Consider the following 14,254-nt stretch of genomic DNA (forward strand, 5'->3'; position numbering starts at 1 on the left):
CGATACCTCCGCCGCCGCGACGGCCGAGGACGCCTTCCTGGCCGCCGCCGGGCACCTGGTCGAGGTGGTGCGCCAGCAATCCGCCCGCATCCAGCCCGACGCCTCGCCGGAGCCGGTGCACCAGACGCGGGTCGCGCTACGGCGGTTGCGTTCAGTCTTCCGGGTCTTCCGCGCGGCGACGGATTGCACCGCGCTGCGGACGATCGATGCGCAATTGCGGGAGGTGCTGACGGTGCTCGGCCCCGCGCGCGACTGGGATGTCTTCCTCGGCGGCATCGTGCGCCAGGTCGAGAAGGCCTTCCCGGAGGAGAAGCGCATCGCCGGGCTGCGCCGCGCCGCCGAAGTGCAGCGCCGGGATGCCTATGCCGCCGTGCTCGTCATGCTGGGCGGTGCGCCCTGGCGGCTGTTGCTGATCGACCTGGTGGCGATGCTGCTGGCGAAGCCCTGGCGGGAGGATGCGGAGCCGCCGCGCCTTGAGGTCCTCGACGCGCCCGTCGCCGCGTTCGGCCGCTCGGTCCTGGACCGGCGCTGGCAGAAGCTGCGCCGCGCCGGCGGCGACTTCGAAGCGCTGTCGGCCGAGGCGCTGCATGAGCTGCGCCTGGACGGCAAGCGGCTGCGCTACGCGGCCGAGGTCTTCGCCCCGGTGTTCGGCGCCAAGGCCGGCCGCCGCTTCCTGCGCCGCGTGGCGGCGTTGCAGGAGGGGCTCGGCCTCGCCAATGACGCGGCCGTGGCGCGCGGGCTGGCGGCCCGGCTGGCCAGGCCCGGCGATGGCGGGCGCGCCTGGGCGGTGGGCGTGGTCGAGGGCTGGAGCGAAGCACGGGTCGCCGCCAGCCGCGGCGACGCCTTGCAGGCCTGGCGGCGGCTGCACGGCAAGGATCGTTTCTGGTCAGAGGGCTAGGCGAGATTCTTGCGGTAGCCCTCGCGCAATACGTGTGGCGCAGAATCCGTATTGCCGAAAAAGCTGCGCGAGTCCGGTTGCGGCCCCCCGTCGGGTCGGTCTAACGATCCCACGTGCTCGAACGACGGCGTATCTTCAAAGGGCGCAGGGCGCGGCCCCGCATGCGCGGCGCGGCCCTGCTGATCTCGGCGGCGGTGGCCACGCCGTTGCTGGTCGCGCTCGGCCTCCCCACCAATCTTTTCGGCTCCGCACCAGCCGATCGCGAATGGCAGGCCGCCGCGGCGGATATCCGCATCGTCGATGGTGAGACGCTGGCACTTGGCGAACGCGTGGTGCGGCTGTCCGGCATCGCGGCGCCGATGCGCGGCGAGACCTGCCGCCGTCCCGATGGCGAAGGCTTCGACTGCGGCGGCGCATCGGCCGCGGCGCTGATGCGCATGATCGGCGGCCGCGCCGTCACCTGCCGCATCACCGGGCGCGACGCCTTCGGCCGTGGCGTCGGGCATTGCGAGGTCGATGGCGCCGATCTCGGGCGCACGCTGGTCGGCGGCGGCTTCGCCGTGGCGACCGGCGGCGCCATGCGCTCGGCCGAGGCGACCGCCCGGCGCGGTGATCGCGGTCTCTGGGCGAACCGGACCGGCCTGCCCCAGGACTGGCGCGGGCGGGAATGACCCCACCCCGCAACGGGGTTGCGGGTGGGTTTGCCAATCCAGGCGACAGGCCATTATCTTGCGCTGCATCATGACCGGCGCGATCCTTTCCGCGCGCCCCCGAACGGGTTGAGGAAGTTCCTGAATGACCAGCAAGGCCACCGGCTCGATCACCGTCACGCTCGATGGTTCCAACAAGAGCACCACCCTGCCCCTGCTCGGCGGGACGCTCGGGCCGCAGGTGGCCGACATCCGCAAGCTGTATGGCGATCTCGGGATCTTCACCTACGACCCCGGCTATGGCGCGACGGCGTCCTGCGAGAGCACCATCACCTACATCGACGGCGATGAGGGCGTGCTGCTGTATCGCGGCTACCCGATCGAGCAGCTGGCGGAGCAGTCCTCCTTCCTCGAGGTCGCGTATCTGCTGCTGAACGGCGACCTGCCGAACAAGGCGGAATACGAGGCGTTCCACACCGGCGTGACGCGCCACACCATGCTGCATGAGCAGCTGCGCCGCTTCTTCGACGGCTTCCGCCGCGATGCGCACCCGATGGCGGTGATGTGCGGCGTGGTCGGCGCGATGGCCGCCTTCTACCACGACAACCTCGACATCAACGATCCGGACCAGCGCCGCATCGCGGCCTTCCGCCTGATCGCCAAGGTGCCGACCATCGCGGCCTGGGCCTACAAGTATTCGATCGGCCAGCCCTTCATGTATCCGCGCAACGACCTCGGCTACGCGGAGAACTTCCTCTACATGCTGAACGGCGTGCCGGCGGAGCCGTACGTCAACAACCCGATCCTGTCGCGCGCGATGGACCGCATCCTGATCCTGCATGCGGACCATGAGCAGAACGCCTCGACCTCCACCGTGCGTCTCGCCGGTTCGACGGGTGCGAACCCCTTCGCCTGCATCGCCGCGGGTATCGCCGCGCTGTGGGGCCCGGCGCATGGCGGCGCGAACGAGGCGGTGCTGAAGATGCTCGCCGAGATCGGCAGCCCGGAGAACATCCCGCAGTTCATCTCCGAGGTGAAGGACAAGAACTCCCACACCAAGCTCATGGGCTTCGGCCACCGGGTCTACAAGAACTTCGATCCGCGCGCGAAGATCATGAAGGAGACCTGCCACGAAGTGCTCGCCGAGCTCGGCATCAAGGATGAGCCGCTGCTCGACATGGCGATGGAGATGGAGCGGATCGCGCTGTCCGACGACTACTTCATCAGCCGCAAGCTGTATCCGAACGTGGATTTCTATTCGGGCATCATCCTCAAGGCGATGGGCATCCCGACCTCGATGTTCACCGTGCTGTTCGCGGTGGCGCGCACCGTGGGCTGGGTCAGCCAGTGGAAGGAACTGATCGAGGATCCGTCCCAGCGCATCGGCCGCCCACGCCAGATCTACACGGGCGCGGCGGCGCGCGACTTCGTGCCGGCCAACAAGCGCGGCTGAGCGCTTCATCCATCATGGCGCGGCATGGCCGGCCGGGGGCGACCCCGGCCGGCTTTTCGTTGCCGGCACCTTCCGGCACTCGCCCCGCTTTGCGCGTTACAGGCACACCGGTCCGGCCTTAGGCTCGCCGCCGGATGGAGGGGGACTCGGCGGTGACGTCCGACCCGCCGTGCCGCATCCCCCGGTGCGCGCGGCCGTGGTTCGGCGCGTCAGTCCATCGCCTGCCTTCCGCGCCTTGGCGGATATGTGGGGACACCCGCCAGGGCGGTGAACGGGCAGGAGGATCGGCATGCTGCGCAACCTCATTCGCATCCTGGCGGTCTTGCTCGCCATCGTGGTGGCGGGGGAATTCGTGTCGCCGCCCCTGTCCTGCTGGGTCACCAAGGGCTTCGGGTCGGTGGATCCCGGCCGGGGCGGCAACTTCACGGTGATGCAGCCCGGCGGCGGCGTGGGCTCCGTGCTGCGGCAATTGGCCGAGCCGCCGATGGAAACCTCGGGCAGCGCCTGCCGTGCGAGGCTCGCGCACGCCGTCGGCCTGCAGTGAAGGTGCAGGCGCAAGCTCACGGCCACCCGAATCGCCGGTAGCCCGCGCGGCTGGCTTCGCGTTCCGCCCCCGCTCGCGCGCGGCGCCAGCCACCCGGCGGCCCCGTGGGCCCCATGATCCAGCCCCTGCCCGCAATCCCACACCCATGAAAACGCCAATGATCATTCCGAAGCGCCGCCGGGGTTGGTATCAACGCGCAGGGAAGGATCGCGATGGACAGCAGGCTCTACGACATCGTCATCGTCGGCGGCGGCATCAACGGAAGCGGGATCGCGCGCGACGCCGTGGGGCGCGGCCTCTCGGTCTGCCTGTTGGAACGCGCCGACCTCGCCAGCGCGACGTCATCGGCTTCGACCAAGCTGATCCATGGCGGGTTGCGCTACCTGGAGCACTACGAGTTCCGCCTGGTGCGGGAGGCTCTGGCCGAGCGCGAGGTGATGCTGCGCATCGCGCCGCACATCGTCTGGCCGATGCGCTTCGTGCTGCCGCACCGGCCGGAGATGCGCCCACGCTGGATGATCCGCGCCGGGCTGTTCCTGTATGACAGCCTCGCACGCCGCGTCAGCCTGCCGGCGCATGAGGCGATCGACTGCCGCACCCATCCCTATGGCGCGCCGCTCGACCCGCACATCACAAACGCCTTCGCCTATTCGGATTGCTGGGTGGAGGATGCGCGGCTGGTGCTGCTGAATGCCCGCGATGCCGCCGCACGCGGCGCGGATATCCGCACGCGCACTGCGATGCTGGCGGCGAAGCGCGGCCCCGAAGGCTGGGAGGTGGTCGCCGAGGCCGCGGACGGCACGCGCGAGACGCTGCACTGCCGCGTCCTGGTGAATGCCGCCGGGCCCTGGGTGCTGGACGCGCTCGGCCGTACCGGGCAGAAGCCGCGCGGCAAGGTGCGGCTGATCAAGGGCAGCCACATCATCGTGCCCGCGCTGCATGACGGGACGCAGGCCTATCTGCTGCAGAACGACGACCGGCGCGTGGTCTTCGTCATTCCCTATGAGCGCGACTTCTCGCTGATCGGCACCACCGACATCGCCTTCGAGGGCGATGCGCGCCAGGCCTCCGCCTCGGGCGCGGAGATCGACTATCTCTGCGCGGCGGTCGCCGAGCAGTTCCGCCGCGCGCCGCGGCCGGAGGATGTCGTCTGGACCTATTCCGGCGTGCGGCCGCTCTACGATGACGGCTCCTCCGACGCATCCTCCGTGACGCGCGACTATGTGCTGGAGATGGATGCCGGCCCGGGCGCGCCGCTGCTTTCGGTGCTCGGCGGCAAGATCACGACCTATCGCCGGCTGGCCGAGGAAGCAGTCGAGCGCATCGCCAAGGCAGCGGGGCGTGACGCCGGCGCGGCCTGGACCGGAACGGCGGCCCTGCCGGGGGGCGATCTCGGCCCTGGCGGATTGCCGGGCTTCGAGGCCGAGGCAGGGCGCCGCCACCCCTGGCTGCCGCCGGCGGTGTTGCACCGGCTGGTGCGGACCTATGGGTCGGAACTGGACCTGATGCTCGACGGCGCGACGTCGTTCGAAGCCCTTGGCGCGTCGCTCGGCGGCGGGCTGACCGAGCGAGAACTCGCCTGGATGCAGCGGCACGAATGGGCGCAGACAGCCGAGGACGTCCTGTGGCGGCGGTCGAAGCTCGGCCTGCATATGACAGCCGGGGAGCGTGAGGCGCTGGCGGCGCGGATGGGATGACGGAATTGGAGGGGCGCTGCCCCTCCAAACCACCCCGCCAAATGACAGTGTCATTTGGAATGCCGCTTCCAGGTGCCGGGCGCGACGGTGCGCCCTGATCTATGCCGTGGGGTTCCTGTGCAGTTCGACGGCGATGCCTTCGAGGCCAGGCACAGCGGGGTAGCGGTGCATCACCTCTGGGTCGTGGCCGGGGACGATGTGGCGCGGGCTTGGCGCCAAGGCGCGCAGCCGATCGAAGCCATCCAGCATGCCGCCCAGGTGGAACAGCGTGGTGAAGGGCCGGCCCGTCTCCAGATTCTCGTAGAAATGCGTGACGTCGGAGGCAAGGACGACCTGGCCGCGATCCGTGTCGACGCGCACGCATTGCAGCCCGGCCGAATGGCCAGGCGCCGAATGCAACGTGATGCCTGGGGCGAGTTCCGCATCGCCATCGTGGAACACCACGCGGTCGGCATAGGTCATGCGGATGATGCCGGCGACGTCCTCGACCTCGAAGGAATGGCGCAGCTTGTGGTGCTTCATGTAGTGGCCGCAGGCGTAGTGCATCTCCGCCTCCTGGAGGTGGAAGCGGGCCTTGGCGAATTTGTGGAAGGTGCCGACATGGTCGTAGTGGAGGTGGGAGATGACCACGTCCTCGACACTGTCGGGATCGATGCCGAGCAGCGACAGGCTGTCCACCGGGCAGCGCAGCCATTCGCGCTTGCGCTTGCGCGCAACCGGCTCGGTGAAGCCGGTGTCGAGGATAACGGTGCGATCCGCATTCACCATCGCCCAGACGAAGTAGTCCATCGGCATCGGTGCATCATGCGGGTCGCCGCCGATGAAATGCTCGTGCCGGCGCGCATCGCGTCTGGCGTAGCGCAGGGCAAAGACCTTGTAGGTCATCAGCCCGCCTTGTCGGCGTCGAGCACTGCCTGCACCGCGGCCGGGTCGCAGGCGATCGCCACCCCCGCGCGTTCGAGTTGCAGCTTCATCGGCACACGGCTGTCGAGATTGTCCCAGCCGCGGTTCAGCGCCTCGTTGATGTCCTCGAGCGTCAGGTTGCACAGGCGCATCGGCACGCCGAGCTCGCGGCCCATGTTCACGGCCAGCGACACATCCTTGTGCGCGAGCTTCAGTGCGAAGGCGGGCGGGTCGTACTTGTCCACCAGGAACTGGTCCGCCACGCGGTCGAAGGTGCGCTTACGGCCAAGCGCGCCCTGCCGCACCGCCGTCCACAATTCCAGCGGATCCATCCCGGCCTTCACGCCCATTGCGAAGACCTCCGCCATCACCGTCTGGATGGCGTAGCCGGCCATGTTGTGGACGAGCTTCGCGACGGTGGCTGACCCGATCGGCCCGATGTAGCGCGCCTGGTCGCCGAAGGCGTCGAGCACCGGCTTGAACCGTTCATAGACAGCCCGGTCGCCGCCGACCCAGATGGCGAGTTGCCCGGTCTCGGCCCCCTTCGGCCCGCCGCTGACCGGCGCGTCGAAGCCGAAGGCGCCTTTCTCGGCCAGCGCCTCGGCAAAGCGGCGCACCAGCGCCTGCGAGTTGGTGGAAAGGTCGAAATAGGCCGCGCCCGGCTTCACGCCGGCGAGGATGCCATCGGCGCCGAAGACGACGGGTTCGACCTCCTTCGGGCCGGGCAGCGAGGTGAAGATGGTCTCGCTCTGCTCGGCGACCGCCTTCGGGCTGTCGGCCCAGACGGCGCCGGCAGCCAGGCGGTTCGCACCGGCCTCCCGCCGGATGTCGTGGATCACCAAGTCATGCCCGGCCTTCTGCAGATTGGCCGCGATGAAGGCGCCCATGGTGCCGAGGCCGATGAAACCCACCTTCATGGTATCAGCCCTTCGCCTTGTCCTCGGCCTCGAAGACCTCGGTCGCGACATGCGCGGCGGTCATCGCGGACGGCCAACCGGAATAGAGGGCAAGATGGGTGATGACCTCACTCACCTCCTCCCGCGTCAGGCCGTTGGCGAGGCCGCGTCCGATATGGCCTTCCAGCTGGTCGCGCCAGCCGAGCGCAGTCAGCGCCGCAATCGTCACCATGCTGCGGTCGCGCTTGGACAGCTGCGGCCGTTCCCAGACATCGCCATAGACATACTCACTGGTCATCTCGACCAGCTTGGGGAAGTTCGGCTTGATGCGGTCGCGGCGGGCTTGGGGGGAATAAGCCAAGGGTCGTCTCCTGTTCGTTCAATCGCGGAAGTCAGGATCGGTGCGGTCGAGCATGCGCAGCAGGCCCTGCCATTCGAGCGGGCCGTATTTCCGCGAATTGCCGGGTGCGTACATGGAACAGGATTTCTCCACGACCTCCGGGCTCGGCATCTCGAGCTCGGTGTTGCAGGCCATGGCGGCGAGCTGCGCCTGGCAGGCGCGCTCCAGCCCCCACATGGCGATGAAGGCCTCGGCGACACTTTCGCCGACGGTCAGCAGGCCATGGTTGCGCAGGATGCAGTAGTTGAGGCTGCCGAGCGACTTCGCCAGCAGGTCGCGCTCGGACGGATCGCGCTCCGGCCCGCGGAAATCGTGATAGGCGGTGCGGCCATAGAAGCGCGTCGCCGTCTGGGTCAGCGGCAGCAGCCCGCATTTCAGCGCGCTGACCGCCATGCCGGCGATGGTGTGGGTATGCATCGCCGCCGCCGCATCGGGCCGCGCGCGGTAGATCGCGGAATGGATGGTGAAGCCCGCCGGGTGCAACCCGTAGGGCAGGTCGGGGCGATACAGCACCTCCCCATCCTCATTCACCTTCAGCAGGGAGGACGCGGTCATCTCGCTGAACAGCAGGCCGTTCGGATTGATCAGGAACTGCCCCGGCGCATCCGGCACGCGCGTCGTGATGTGGGTGTAGATCATGTCCGACATGCCGTAGCGGTCGCACAGCCGGTAGCACGCGGCGAGATCGATGCGCGCCTGCCATTCGGCTTCGCTCACCGAAGCCTCGATCGGCGCGATGCCGAGGGCTGAGGCATGCGTCATGGTGTCGCTCCTTCGGGTGAGGGCTCGGGTTCCAGCGGCGCCAGGTCGAAGCGCGTCATCTCGTCGAGCGTGGTGCCGAACCAGCCGCGGATCGCGGCGTGGTGCTTGCCGAAGGCGCGCGGCACGCCGTTCTCGACGGTCATCGGCAGGTCATGGCCGGGGATGAGCAGGCAGCCCGGGCGGGCGCGGCAGATCTCCCACACCATGTCGATCGTCGCACGGCTGACTGCCGGGTCGTAGGTCATGTCGGTGGTGCGGGTGGTCAGCTCGACGCGGTTCTTCACCGCATCCTGCAGCAGCACGCAATCCCGGCCGCTGCCGGCGATGACGAAGATCAGGTGGCCCGGCGTGTGACCCGGGGCGAGATGCGCGGTGATGCCCGGCAGCACCTCCTGTCCGTCATCCATCAACTGCAGCGTCGGCCATTTCGACAAGGCGGCAATGGCGTGCTCGGGCACCGCGGTCTCGCCCCAGGGCACGCCGAGCGCCCAGGCGAGTTCCTTGCGGCCGATATGGATGCGCGCCTCACGGAACATCGGCCAGTTCACCGAATGGTCGTGGTGCGCATGGCTTAGCAACAGGTCGGTCACGTCGCCCAGCGCGAGGCCCCGTTCCTTGAGCATGCCGCCCAGCACCTTGCGCAGCCCATAGCCGCCACCGTCCAGCACCACGACGCGGCCATGCCCGCGTAACAGCACCACCGTGCTCCAACCTAGGCCACCATGCGGCACGGCCTTGCCCGGATAGCCATTCACGAGGATCTCGAGATCCCAGCCGCCGCCTTGCCATTTCATATGGACATCCTTCCCTGCATCGGAGCCTAGGACGGCGGCGAAGCGCCGACCAGACGGCCGCGCTTCAGCACGCCATGGTGAAGATCCGTCCCAGCGGCGCGGCGTCGGTCATGTCCGCGCCGACCTCCCGCAGGCAGGCCCAGACGCCCGCCGCGGCGGCATCGATCACGGGGATGCCGAGCTCGGCCTCCAGCGGCGCGGCCGCCTCGAAACCCGGCAGGTTCGTGCTCCAGAGCAGGATGGCATCGGGGCGTCCCTCGGCCGCGACCTCCCGCGCCAGCGCGATGATGCGCGACACGGGCACGGCAGCGGATTCGTGGTTGCCCGCCAGGCCGAGCGAGCGGATCCCGGCCGGTACGCGGCCGAGGCCCGCCGCCGCCGTCGCGGCGTCACCCGCCTCGCCCGGCGTGACGATGCCGACGCGCCGCGCGCCAAAGCCGTCCAACAGGCGCAGCGTCGCAAGCGCGGTCGTCGTCGCCGGGCAGCCCGCCGCCTCGGCCATCACCGCGACAAGCCTGCGATCGGCGTCGAGGCCGAGGCCCGCGCCGCGCGAACCGTTCCAGCACACCACGCCGACCCCGGCATGGCCGAGGTTCCACGCCGCCTGCCGGTAAGCCGCCTCGTCATAGCCATCCTTCGGCTGGCCGAGGCCCGCGCCGTAATAGGTGATGCGCGCGACGCAGCTGTCGATCGCGGGAAAAGCCGGCAGGATGCCCGCCAGGGTGCGTTCCACGACGCGGTTGGACGATGGCGTGATGCTGCCGATCGCCAGTCGGTTGCTCATGCGCGCACGCTCCCTCTTGCTCGGCGGCAGCGTGGCATGGTCCGGCATGGCGCGCAGCAGGGCCGGCCCTGGTCCGGCGCGTTGCGGCTGGTTAGGCTGCGTCGCCATGACCCGATGCCGCGCGGCGCGGCCTTGCAGGAGATGCCATGCGGCTGCTTCTCGTGAACCCCAACACGAATGCCCGCACGACCGAGCTGATGCTGGGCATCGCGCGCGCCGCGGCGCCGCCTGGCGTCACGATCGACGGCGCGACCGCCGCGACCGGCGTCCCCCTGATCCTCGACCCGGCGATGCTCGCAGTGGCGGCGGATGCCGTGCAGGCGCTGCTCGCGGGCATGGATCTCGCGCCCTATGGCGGCGTCATCATCGCCGCCTTCGGTGATCCGGGACTTGCCGCCATCCGCGCGACGGCGCCGGTCCCCGTGACCGGCATCGCGGAAGCCGCGATGGCGGAGGCAGCATCCCATGGCCGCTTCGCCATCGTCACCACCACGCCGCTGCTGGCGGACGCCATGGCCGCCCGCGTCGAGGCCTATGGCCACGCCGCCGCCTTCGCGGGCGCCTGGCTGACACCGGGCGATGCGAGCAACCTCATGGCCGATCCGGCACGGCTCGAAGCGGCCCTGGAGGCCGCGATCGGCAGCGCCATGGCCGAGGCCGCGCCGGACGCTATCATCATCGGCGGCGGTCCGCTGGCCGCCGCCGCCGCGGCATTGCGGCCGCGCCTGGCCGTGCCGATCATCGAACCGGTGCCGGCCGCGGTCGCCCTCGCGGTCCGCCGCGCCGGCGGACCCTGACGATTTCGGATAGACTTCTCGCGTGGTGCAGCCGCCGGGACGGAGTAAAAGCGGCCGCATGACCCTTGCAGCCCCGACCGCCGGCGGCGCCACGGCCCACGCCCTCGAAGCCTGGCGGACATCCGCCCGGCTGTGCGAATGCGCGAGCTGCGGGCAGTTCCAGAAATTGCCGTCGCTGCTGCCAGGCCAGGCGGCGCGCTGCGTTCGCTGCGAGACGGTGCTGCGGCGCGCGCGCATCGACCCGCTGGGGCGGGCGCTGGCGCTGAACCTCGCAGCGCTGTCGATCTTCGCCGTAGCCTGCCTGATGTCGCTGATGACGGTCAGCACCGCCGGCATGGTGCGCCAGGCGAGCCTGTTCACCGGCCCGGTCGATCTCGGCCGCAGCGGGTTGTGGGAACTGACGATCGTCGTGCTGGCCACCACTGTCCTCGCGCCGGTCGCGAAGCTGGTGGCCATGACCTATGTGCTGACCGGGCTGCGGCTGCCGCGGCCACCACGCCACATCCGCCGCGTCTATGCGCTGGTCGAGCACCTGCGGCCCTGGTCGATGGTCGAGGTCTTCCTGCTCGGCGTGGCGGTGGCCTACACCAAGCTGGTCGATCTCGTGCACATCGAGATCGGCGTGGCACTCTACGCCATGGCGCTGCTGATGCTGACGATGATCGCTGCCGAGGCGGTGCTGGACCGCCAGGCGGTGTGGGACGAGATGGAACGCCGCGGCGTGCCGCGCGACGAGATCGACCACGCAGCGACGGCGCTCGCCTCCCCGGCCGATGGCGCGGTGGCCTGCCACACCTGCGGGCTGGTCAGCCTGCCGCACGACCATGACGAGCGCTGCCCACGCTGCGGCAGCGCGCTGCATGCGCGCAAGCCCGACGCCATCCCGCGCGCCTGGGCGTTGCTGATCGCGGCGGCGATCCTGTACGTGCCGGCCAATGCCTATCCGGTGCTGCAATTCATCCAACTCGGCTCGGGCCAGCCCAGCACCATCCTCGGCGGCGTCGTCGAACTGCTGGACGGCGGCATGTGGCCGCTCGCGCTGCTGGTGTTCTTCGCCTCGGTCGCGGTACCGATGCTGAAGATCATCGGCATGGTGCTGCTGCTGGTCTCGACGCAGCGCGGATCGGGGGTCCGGCTGCGTGACCGTGGCAAGCTGTATTTCGCGGTGAATGCGATCGGCCGCTGGTCGATGATCGACATCTTCATGGTGACGATCCTCGTGGCGCTGGTGCGCTTCGGCGACGTGGTCAGCATCGAGCCCGGTATGGGCGCGATCGCCTTCTGCGGCGTGGTCATCCTGACCATGCTCGCCGCCGAGGGGTTCGACCCGCGGCTGATGTGGGATGCCGCCGGGCGCAACGGCGACGCGGTGGAGACAGACTGATGGCACTCGACCATCCCGAGGCGAAGGTGACCGCGAAGGTCGGGCGCAGCCGGTGGCTGTCGCCGATCTGGGCGATCCCGATCGTCACCGCGCTGATCGCCGGCTTCCTCGTCTGGCATAGCTGGTCGCAGCGCGGCCCGACCATCACCATCACCTTCCGCGGGGCGGAGGGGCTGACGGCGGGCCAGTCCCAACTCCGCTACCGCGACGTGGTGATGGGCACGGTGCAGGAGATCGCGCTGACGCCCGACCTGGAACGCGTCACCATGACGGTGCGCACGACGCGCGCCGCCGAACCGCTGCTGAACGAGAATGCCCGCTTCTGGGTGGTCAAGCCGCGACTTTTCGCCGGCTCCATCTCGGGCCTCGATACGCTGCTCTCCGGCTCCTACATCCAGATCGCGCCGGCTCCGACCGCGAGCGGCCAGCCGGAACGCCATTTCACCGGACTCGAGGACCCGCCGCTGCTGACGGCCCAGGAACCGGGCCGCACCTTCCGGCTGCGCGCCGATCGCCTCGGCTCGATCAGCCTCGGCTCGCCGATCTTCTACCGCGACCTCGAAGTCGGGCAGGTGATGGGCTGGGACCTCGCGGACATGGCGCAGAGCGTGACCATCCACGCCTTCATCCGCGCGCCCTTCGACCAGTATGTGCGGGAAGGTTCGCGCTTCTGGAACGCCTCAGGCGTCTCGCTGCGGCTCGGCGCCGAAGGCGTGCAGTTGCAACTGGAATCGGTGCGCGCGCTGCTGCTCGGCGGCATCGCCTTCGAGACGCCGGAAGCCGCGCGCGATGGCCGGACGGTCGCGCAGAACGACGTGTTCCGCCTCTACGCCACCCAGGAGGCCGCCAACAACGCCGCGATCACGCGCCGCGTCCCAGTGGTGTCCTACTTCACCGATTCCATCACCGGTCTCGCACCCGGTGCCGCCGTCACCTTCCAGGGCGTGCGCATCGGGGAGGTGCTGGGCTACGACCTGACCTACGACCCCGCGACCGAGCAGCTCCGCGTGCCCGTCCGCTACGAGATCGAGCCCGAGCGCGTCACCGGATCGATCCATGCCCGCACCCGCGGCGTGCTCGAGAACGCGCGGCTGCTGGTGCGCCAGGGCATGCGTGCGCGGCTGATGAGCGCCAACCTGATCACCGGCCAGCAGCAGATCGCGCTGGAGATGGTCGAGAACGCCGCGCCGGCCGAGATCCGGATGGAAGGCGATGTCATCGTCATGCCCACCGTCCCCGGCCAGTTCGCCTCCATCTTGGATGGCGTGAACCGCGTGCTGGCGGGCATCGAGGCGATGCCCCTGGCGGATATCGGCCGCAATGTGGACAACACGGTCGCCGGCGTGAACGAGCTGGTGCGCGGGCCCGAGCTGCGCGCCTCCCTCGCCGCGCTGCAGGGCACGCTGGCGGCGGCGGAGGAAACGATGCGCCGGCTCGATGCCTCGCTGCAGCCGGCGCTGCGCACCCTGCCGCAGATCATGACCAACCTGAACAGCACCGTCGCCCAGGCGAACCGGCTGATCGTCTCGGCCAGCCGTGGCTATGGCGACGAATCGCAGTTCCATCGCGACCTCGACCGGATGCTCGAACAGATCACCGTGGCCGCGCGGTCGCTGCGCAGCCTTGTGGACCAGCTCAACCGCAACCCGGAATCGCTGATCCGGGGCCGCTCGACGCAGGGGCAATGACCGCATGACCTTCCGTCGCCGCGACGCCGCGCCGCTCGCTGCCTTCGCCCTGCTGGCGGCCTGCCGCTCGCCCGAACCGGCGCTCTACACGCTGCAACCCGTCGCCGGCACGCCGCGACGCGGCGGGCCGCGCAACGTGGCGGTGCGGGAGGTCTCGCTGGCGCGCTACCTCGACCGCGTGCAGATCGTGCGGTCGGTCGCCGAGTATCGCCTCGACGTCTCGGGCAATGACTGGTGGGGAGAGAACCTCGACACCATGATGACGCGGCTGCTGGTCGAGAACCTCGCCCAGCGCCTGCCGAATTCGAATGTCTTCGCCACCGGCGGCGCCATCTCCGTCACGCCGGAGGCGACGGTGGAGGTCAATCTGCAGCGCCTCGGCCAGGCCGCGCCGGAGACGCTGGCGATGACGGCGCAGATCGCCGTGACGCTGCGCGAGCCGCGCCGGCGCGAGGTGGCGCGGACCGAAGCAATCACCACGCCGATCACCGACGGCACGACGCCCGCCTTCGTGGCTGCGGCGAGTGGCGCGGCCGGCCGGCTCGCCGACGCGGTGGCGGCCATCCTGGCGCCCTGATCGCCGGGACAGTTTGGAACGCGTCGT

At 69.7% G+C, this 14,254-nt stretch carries 15 protein-coding genes; 9 read left to right on the forward strand and 6 right to left on the reverse strand.

Features of this window, described 5'->3' with window-relative positions; translation table 11 throughout:
* The 5 genes from AC2YHJ_RS26415 to glpD all read left to right on the forward strand — a co-directional run.
* Positions 1-898 (forward strand): CHAD domain-containing protein (locus AC2YHJ_RS26415; protein ID WP_487399178.1); only part of this gene is annotated, 898 nt, incomplete at its 5' end.
* Between the two features lie 161 nt (positions 899-1,059).
* Positions 1,060-1,569 (forward strand): thermonuclease family protein, encoded by a 510-nt coding sequence (locus AC2YHJ_RS26420; protein WP_487399179.1) that lies wholly within the window; start codon positions 1,060-1,062, stop codon positions 1,567-1,569.
* Positions 1,570-1,693: 124 nt separating this feature from the next.
* Positions 1,694-3,001 carry a citrate synthase gene (gene gltA, locus AC2YHJ_RS26425; RefSeq protein ID WP_487399180.1) on the forward strand — a complete coding sequence of 436 codons (1,308 nt, stop codon included), beginning with the start codon at positions 1,694-1,696 and terminating at the stop codon, positions 2,999-3,001.
* Between the two features lie 289 nt (positions 3,002-3,290).
* Positions 3,291-3,545, forward strand: coding sequence for a hypothetical protein (locus tag AC2YHJ_RS26430; protein WP_487399181.1), 255 nt, complete (start codon positions 3,291-3,293; stop codon positions 3,543-3,545).
* Between the two features lie 212 nt (positions 3,546-3,757).
* Complete coding sequence (gene glpD / locus AC2YHJ_RS26435; protein WP_487399182.1) at positions 3,758-5,242, forward strand: glycerol-3-phosphate dehydrogenase; 1,485 nt, start codon at positions 3,758-3,760, stop codon at positions 5,240-5,242.
* A 99-nt stretch (positions 5,243-5,341) separates the two neighbouring features.
* On the opposite strand, the gene AC2YHJ_RS26440 is transcribed toward glpD, so the two are convergent.
* The 6 genes from AC2YHJ_RS26440 to AC2YHJ_RS26465 form a co-directional block, all read right to left on the reverse strand.
* A complete protein-coding gene (locus tag AC2YHJ_RS26440; protein ID WP_487399183.1) occupies positions 5,342-6,127 on the reverse strand; it encodes an N-acyl homoserine lactonase family protein in 786 nt (261 codons plus the stop codon).
* Complete coding sequence (locus tag AC2YHJ_RS26445) at positions 6,127-7,062, reverse strand: NAD(P)-dependent oxidoreductase (protein ID WP_487399184.1); 936 nt, start codon at positions 7,060-7,062, stop codon at positions 6,127-6,129. Before AC2YHJ_RS26445 ends, AC2YHJ_RS26440 begins: the two co-directional genes overlap by 1 nt.
* A gap of 4 nt (positions 7,063-7,066) precedes the next feature.
* Entirely contained in the window at positions 7,067-7,402 is a 336-nt protein-coding gene (locus AC2YHJ_RS26450; protein ID WP_487399185.1) for a carboxymuconolactone decarboxylase family protein, read from the reverse strand.
* Positions 7,403-7,420: 18 nt separating this feature from the next.
* Positions 7,421-8,203 carry a class II aldolase/adducin family protein gene (locus tag AC2YHJ_RS26455; RefSeq protein WP_487399186.1) on the reverse strand — a complete coding sequence of 261 codons (783 nt, stop codon included), beginning with the start codon at positions 8,201-8,203 and terminating at the stop codon, positions 7,421-7,423.
* Positions 8,200-8,997, reverse strand: coding sequence for an MBL fold metallo-hydrolase (locus tag AC2YHJ_RS26460; RefSeq protein ID WP_487399187.1), 798 nt, complete (start codon positions 8,995-8,997; stop codon positions 8,200-8,202). The genes AC2YHJ_RS26455 and AC2YHJ_RS26460 overlap by 4 nt, the downstream gene beginning before the upstream one ends.
* A gap of 64 nt (positions 8,998-9,061) precedes the next feature.
* Positions 9,062-9,781, reverse strand: coding sequence for a maleate cis-trans isomerase family protein (locus AC2YHJ_RS26465; protein WP_487399188.1), 720 nt, complete (start codon positions 9,779-9,781; stop codon positions 9,062-9,064).
* A 146-nt stretch (positions 9,782-9,927) separates the two neighbouring features.
* On the opposite strand from AC2YHJ_RS26465, the gene AC2YHJ_RS26470 reads away from it, so the two are divergent.
* Genes AC2YHJ_RS26470 through AC2YHJ_RS26485 form a run of 4 tightly spaced genes read left to right on the forward strand, consistent with a single transcriptional unit; the run spans position 9,928 to position 14,227 of the window.
* Complete coding sequence (locus AC2YHJ_RS26470; protein ID WP_487399189.1) at positions 9,928-10,578, forward strand: aspartate/glutamate racemase family protein; 651 nt, start codon at positions 9,928-9,930, stop codon at positions 10,576-10,578.
* Between the two features lie 58 nt (positions 10,579-10,636).
* Positions 10,637-11,962, forward strand: a complete 1,326-nt coding sequence (locus AC2YHJ_RS26475; RefSeq protein WP_487399190.1) for a paraquat-inducible protein A — start codon at positions 10,637-10,639, stop codon at positions 11,960-11,962.
* Positions 11,962-13,650 (forward strand): PqiB family protein, encoded by a 1,689-nt coding sequence (locus tag AC2YHJ_RS26480; RefSeq protein ID WP_487399191.1) that lies wholly within the window; start codon positions 11,962-11,964, stop codon positions 13,648-13,650. The genes AC2YHJ_RS26475 and AC2YHJ_RS26480 overlap by 1 nt, the downstream gene beginning before the upstream one ends.
* 4 nt (positions 13,651-13,654) lie before the next feature.
* On the forward strand, positions 13,655-14,227 hold the full coding sequence (locus AC2YHJ_RS26485; RefSeq protein ID WP_487399192.1) for a PqiC family protein: 573 nt from the start codon (positions 13,655-13,657) through the stop codon (positions 14,225-14,227).
* Positions 14,228-14,254 lie beyond the last annotated feature (27 nt).

This window comes from Roseomonas sp. SRI_022 (genome assembly GCF_057586215.1).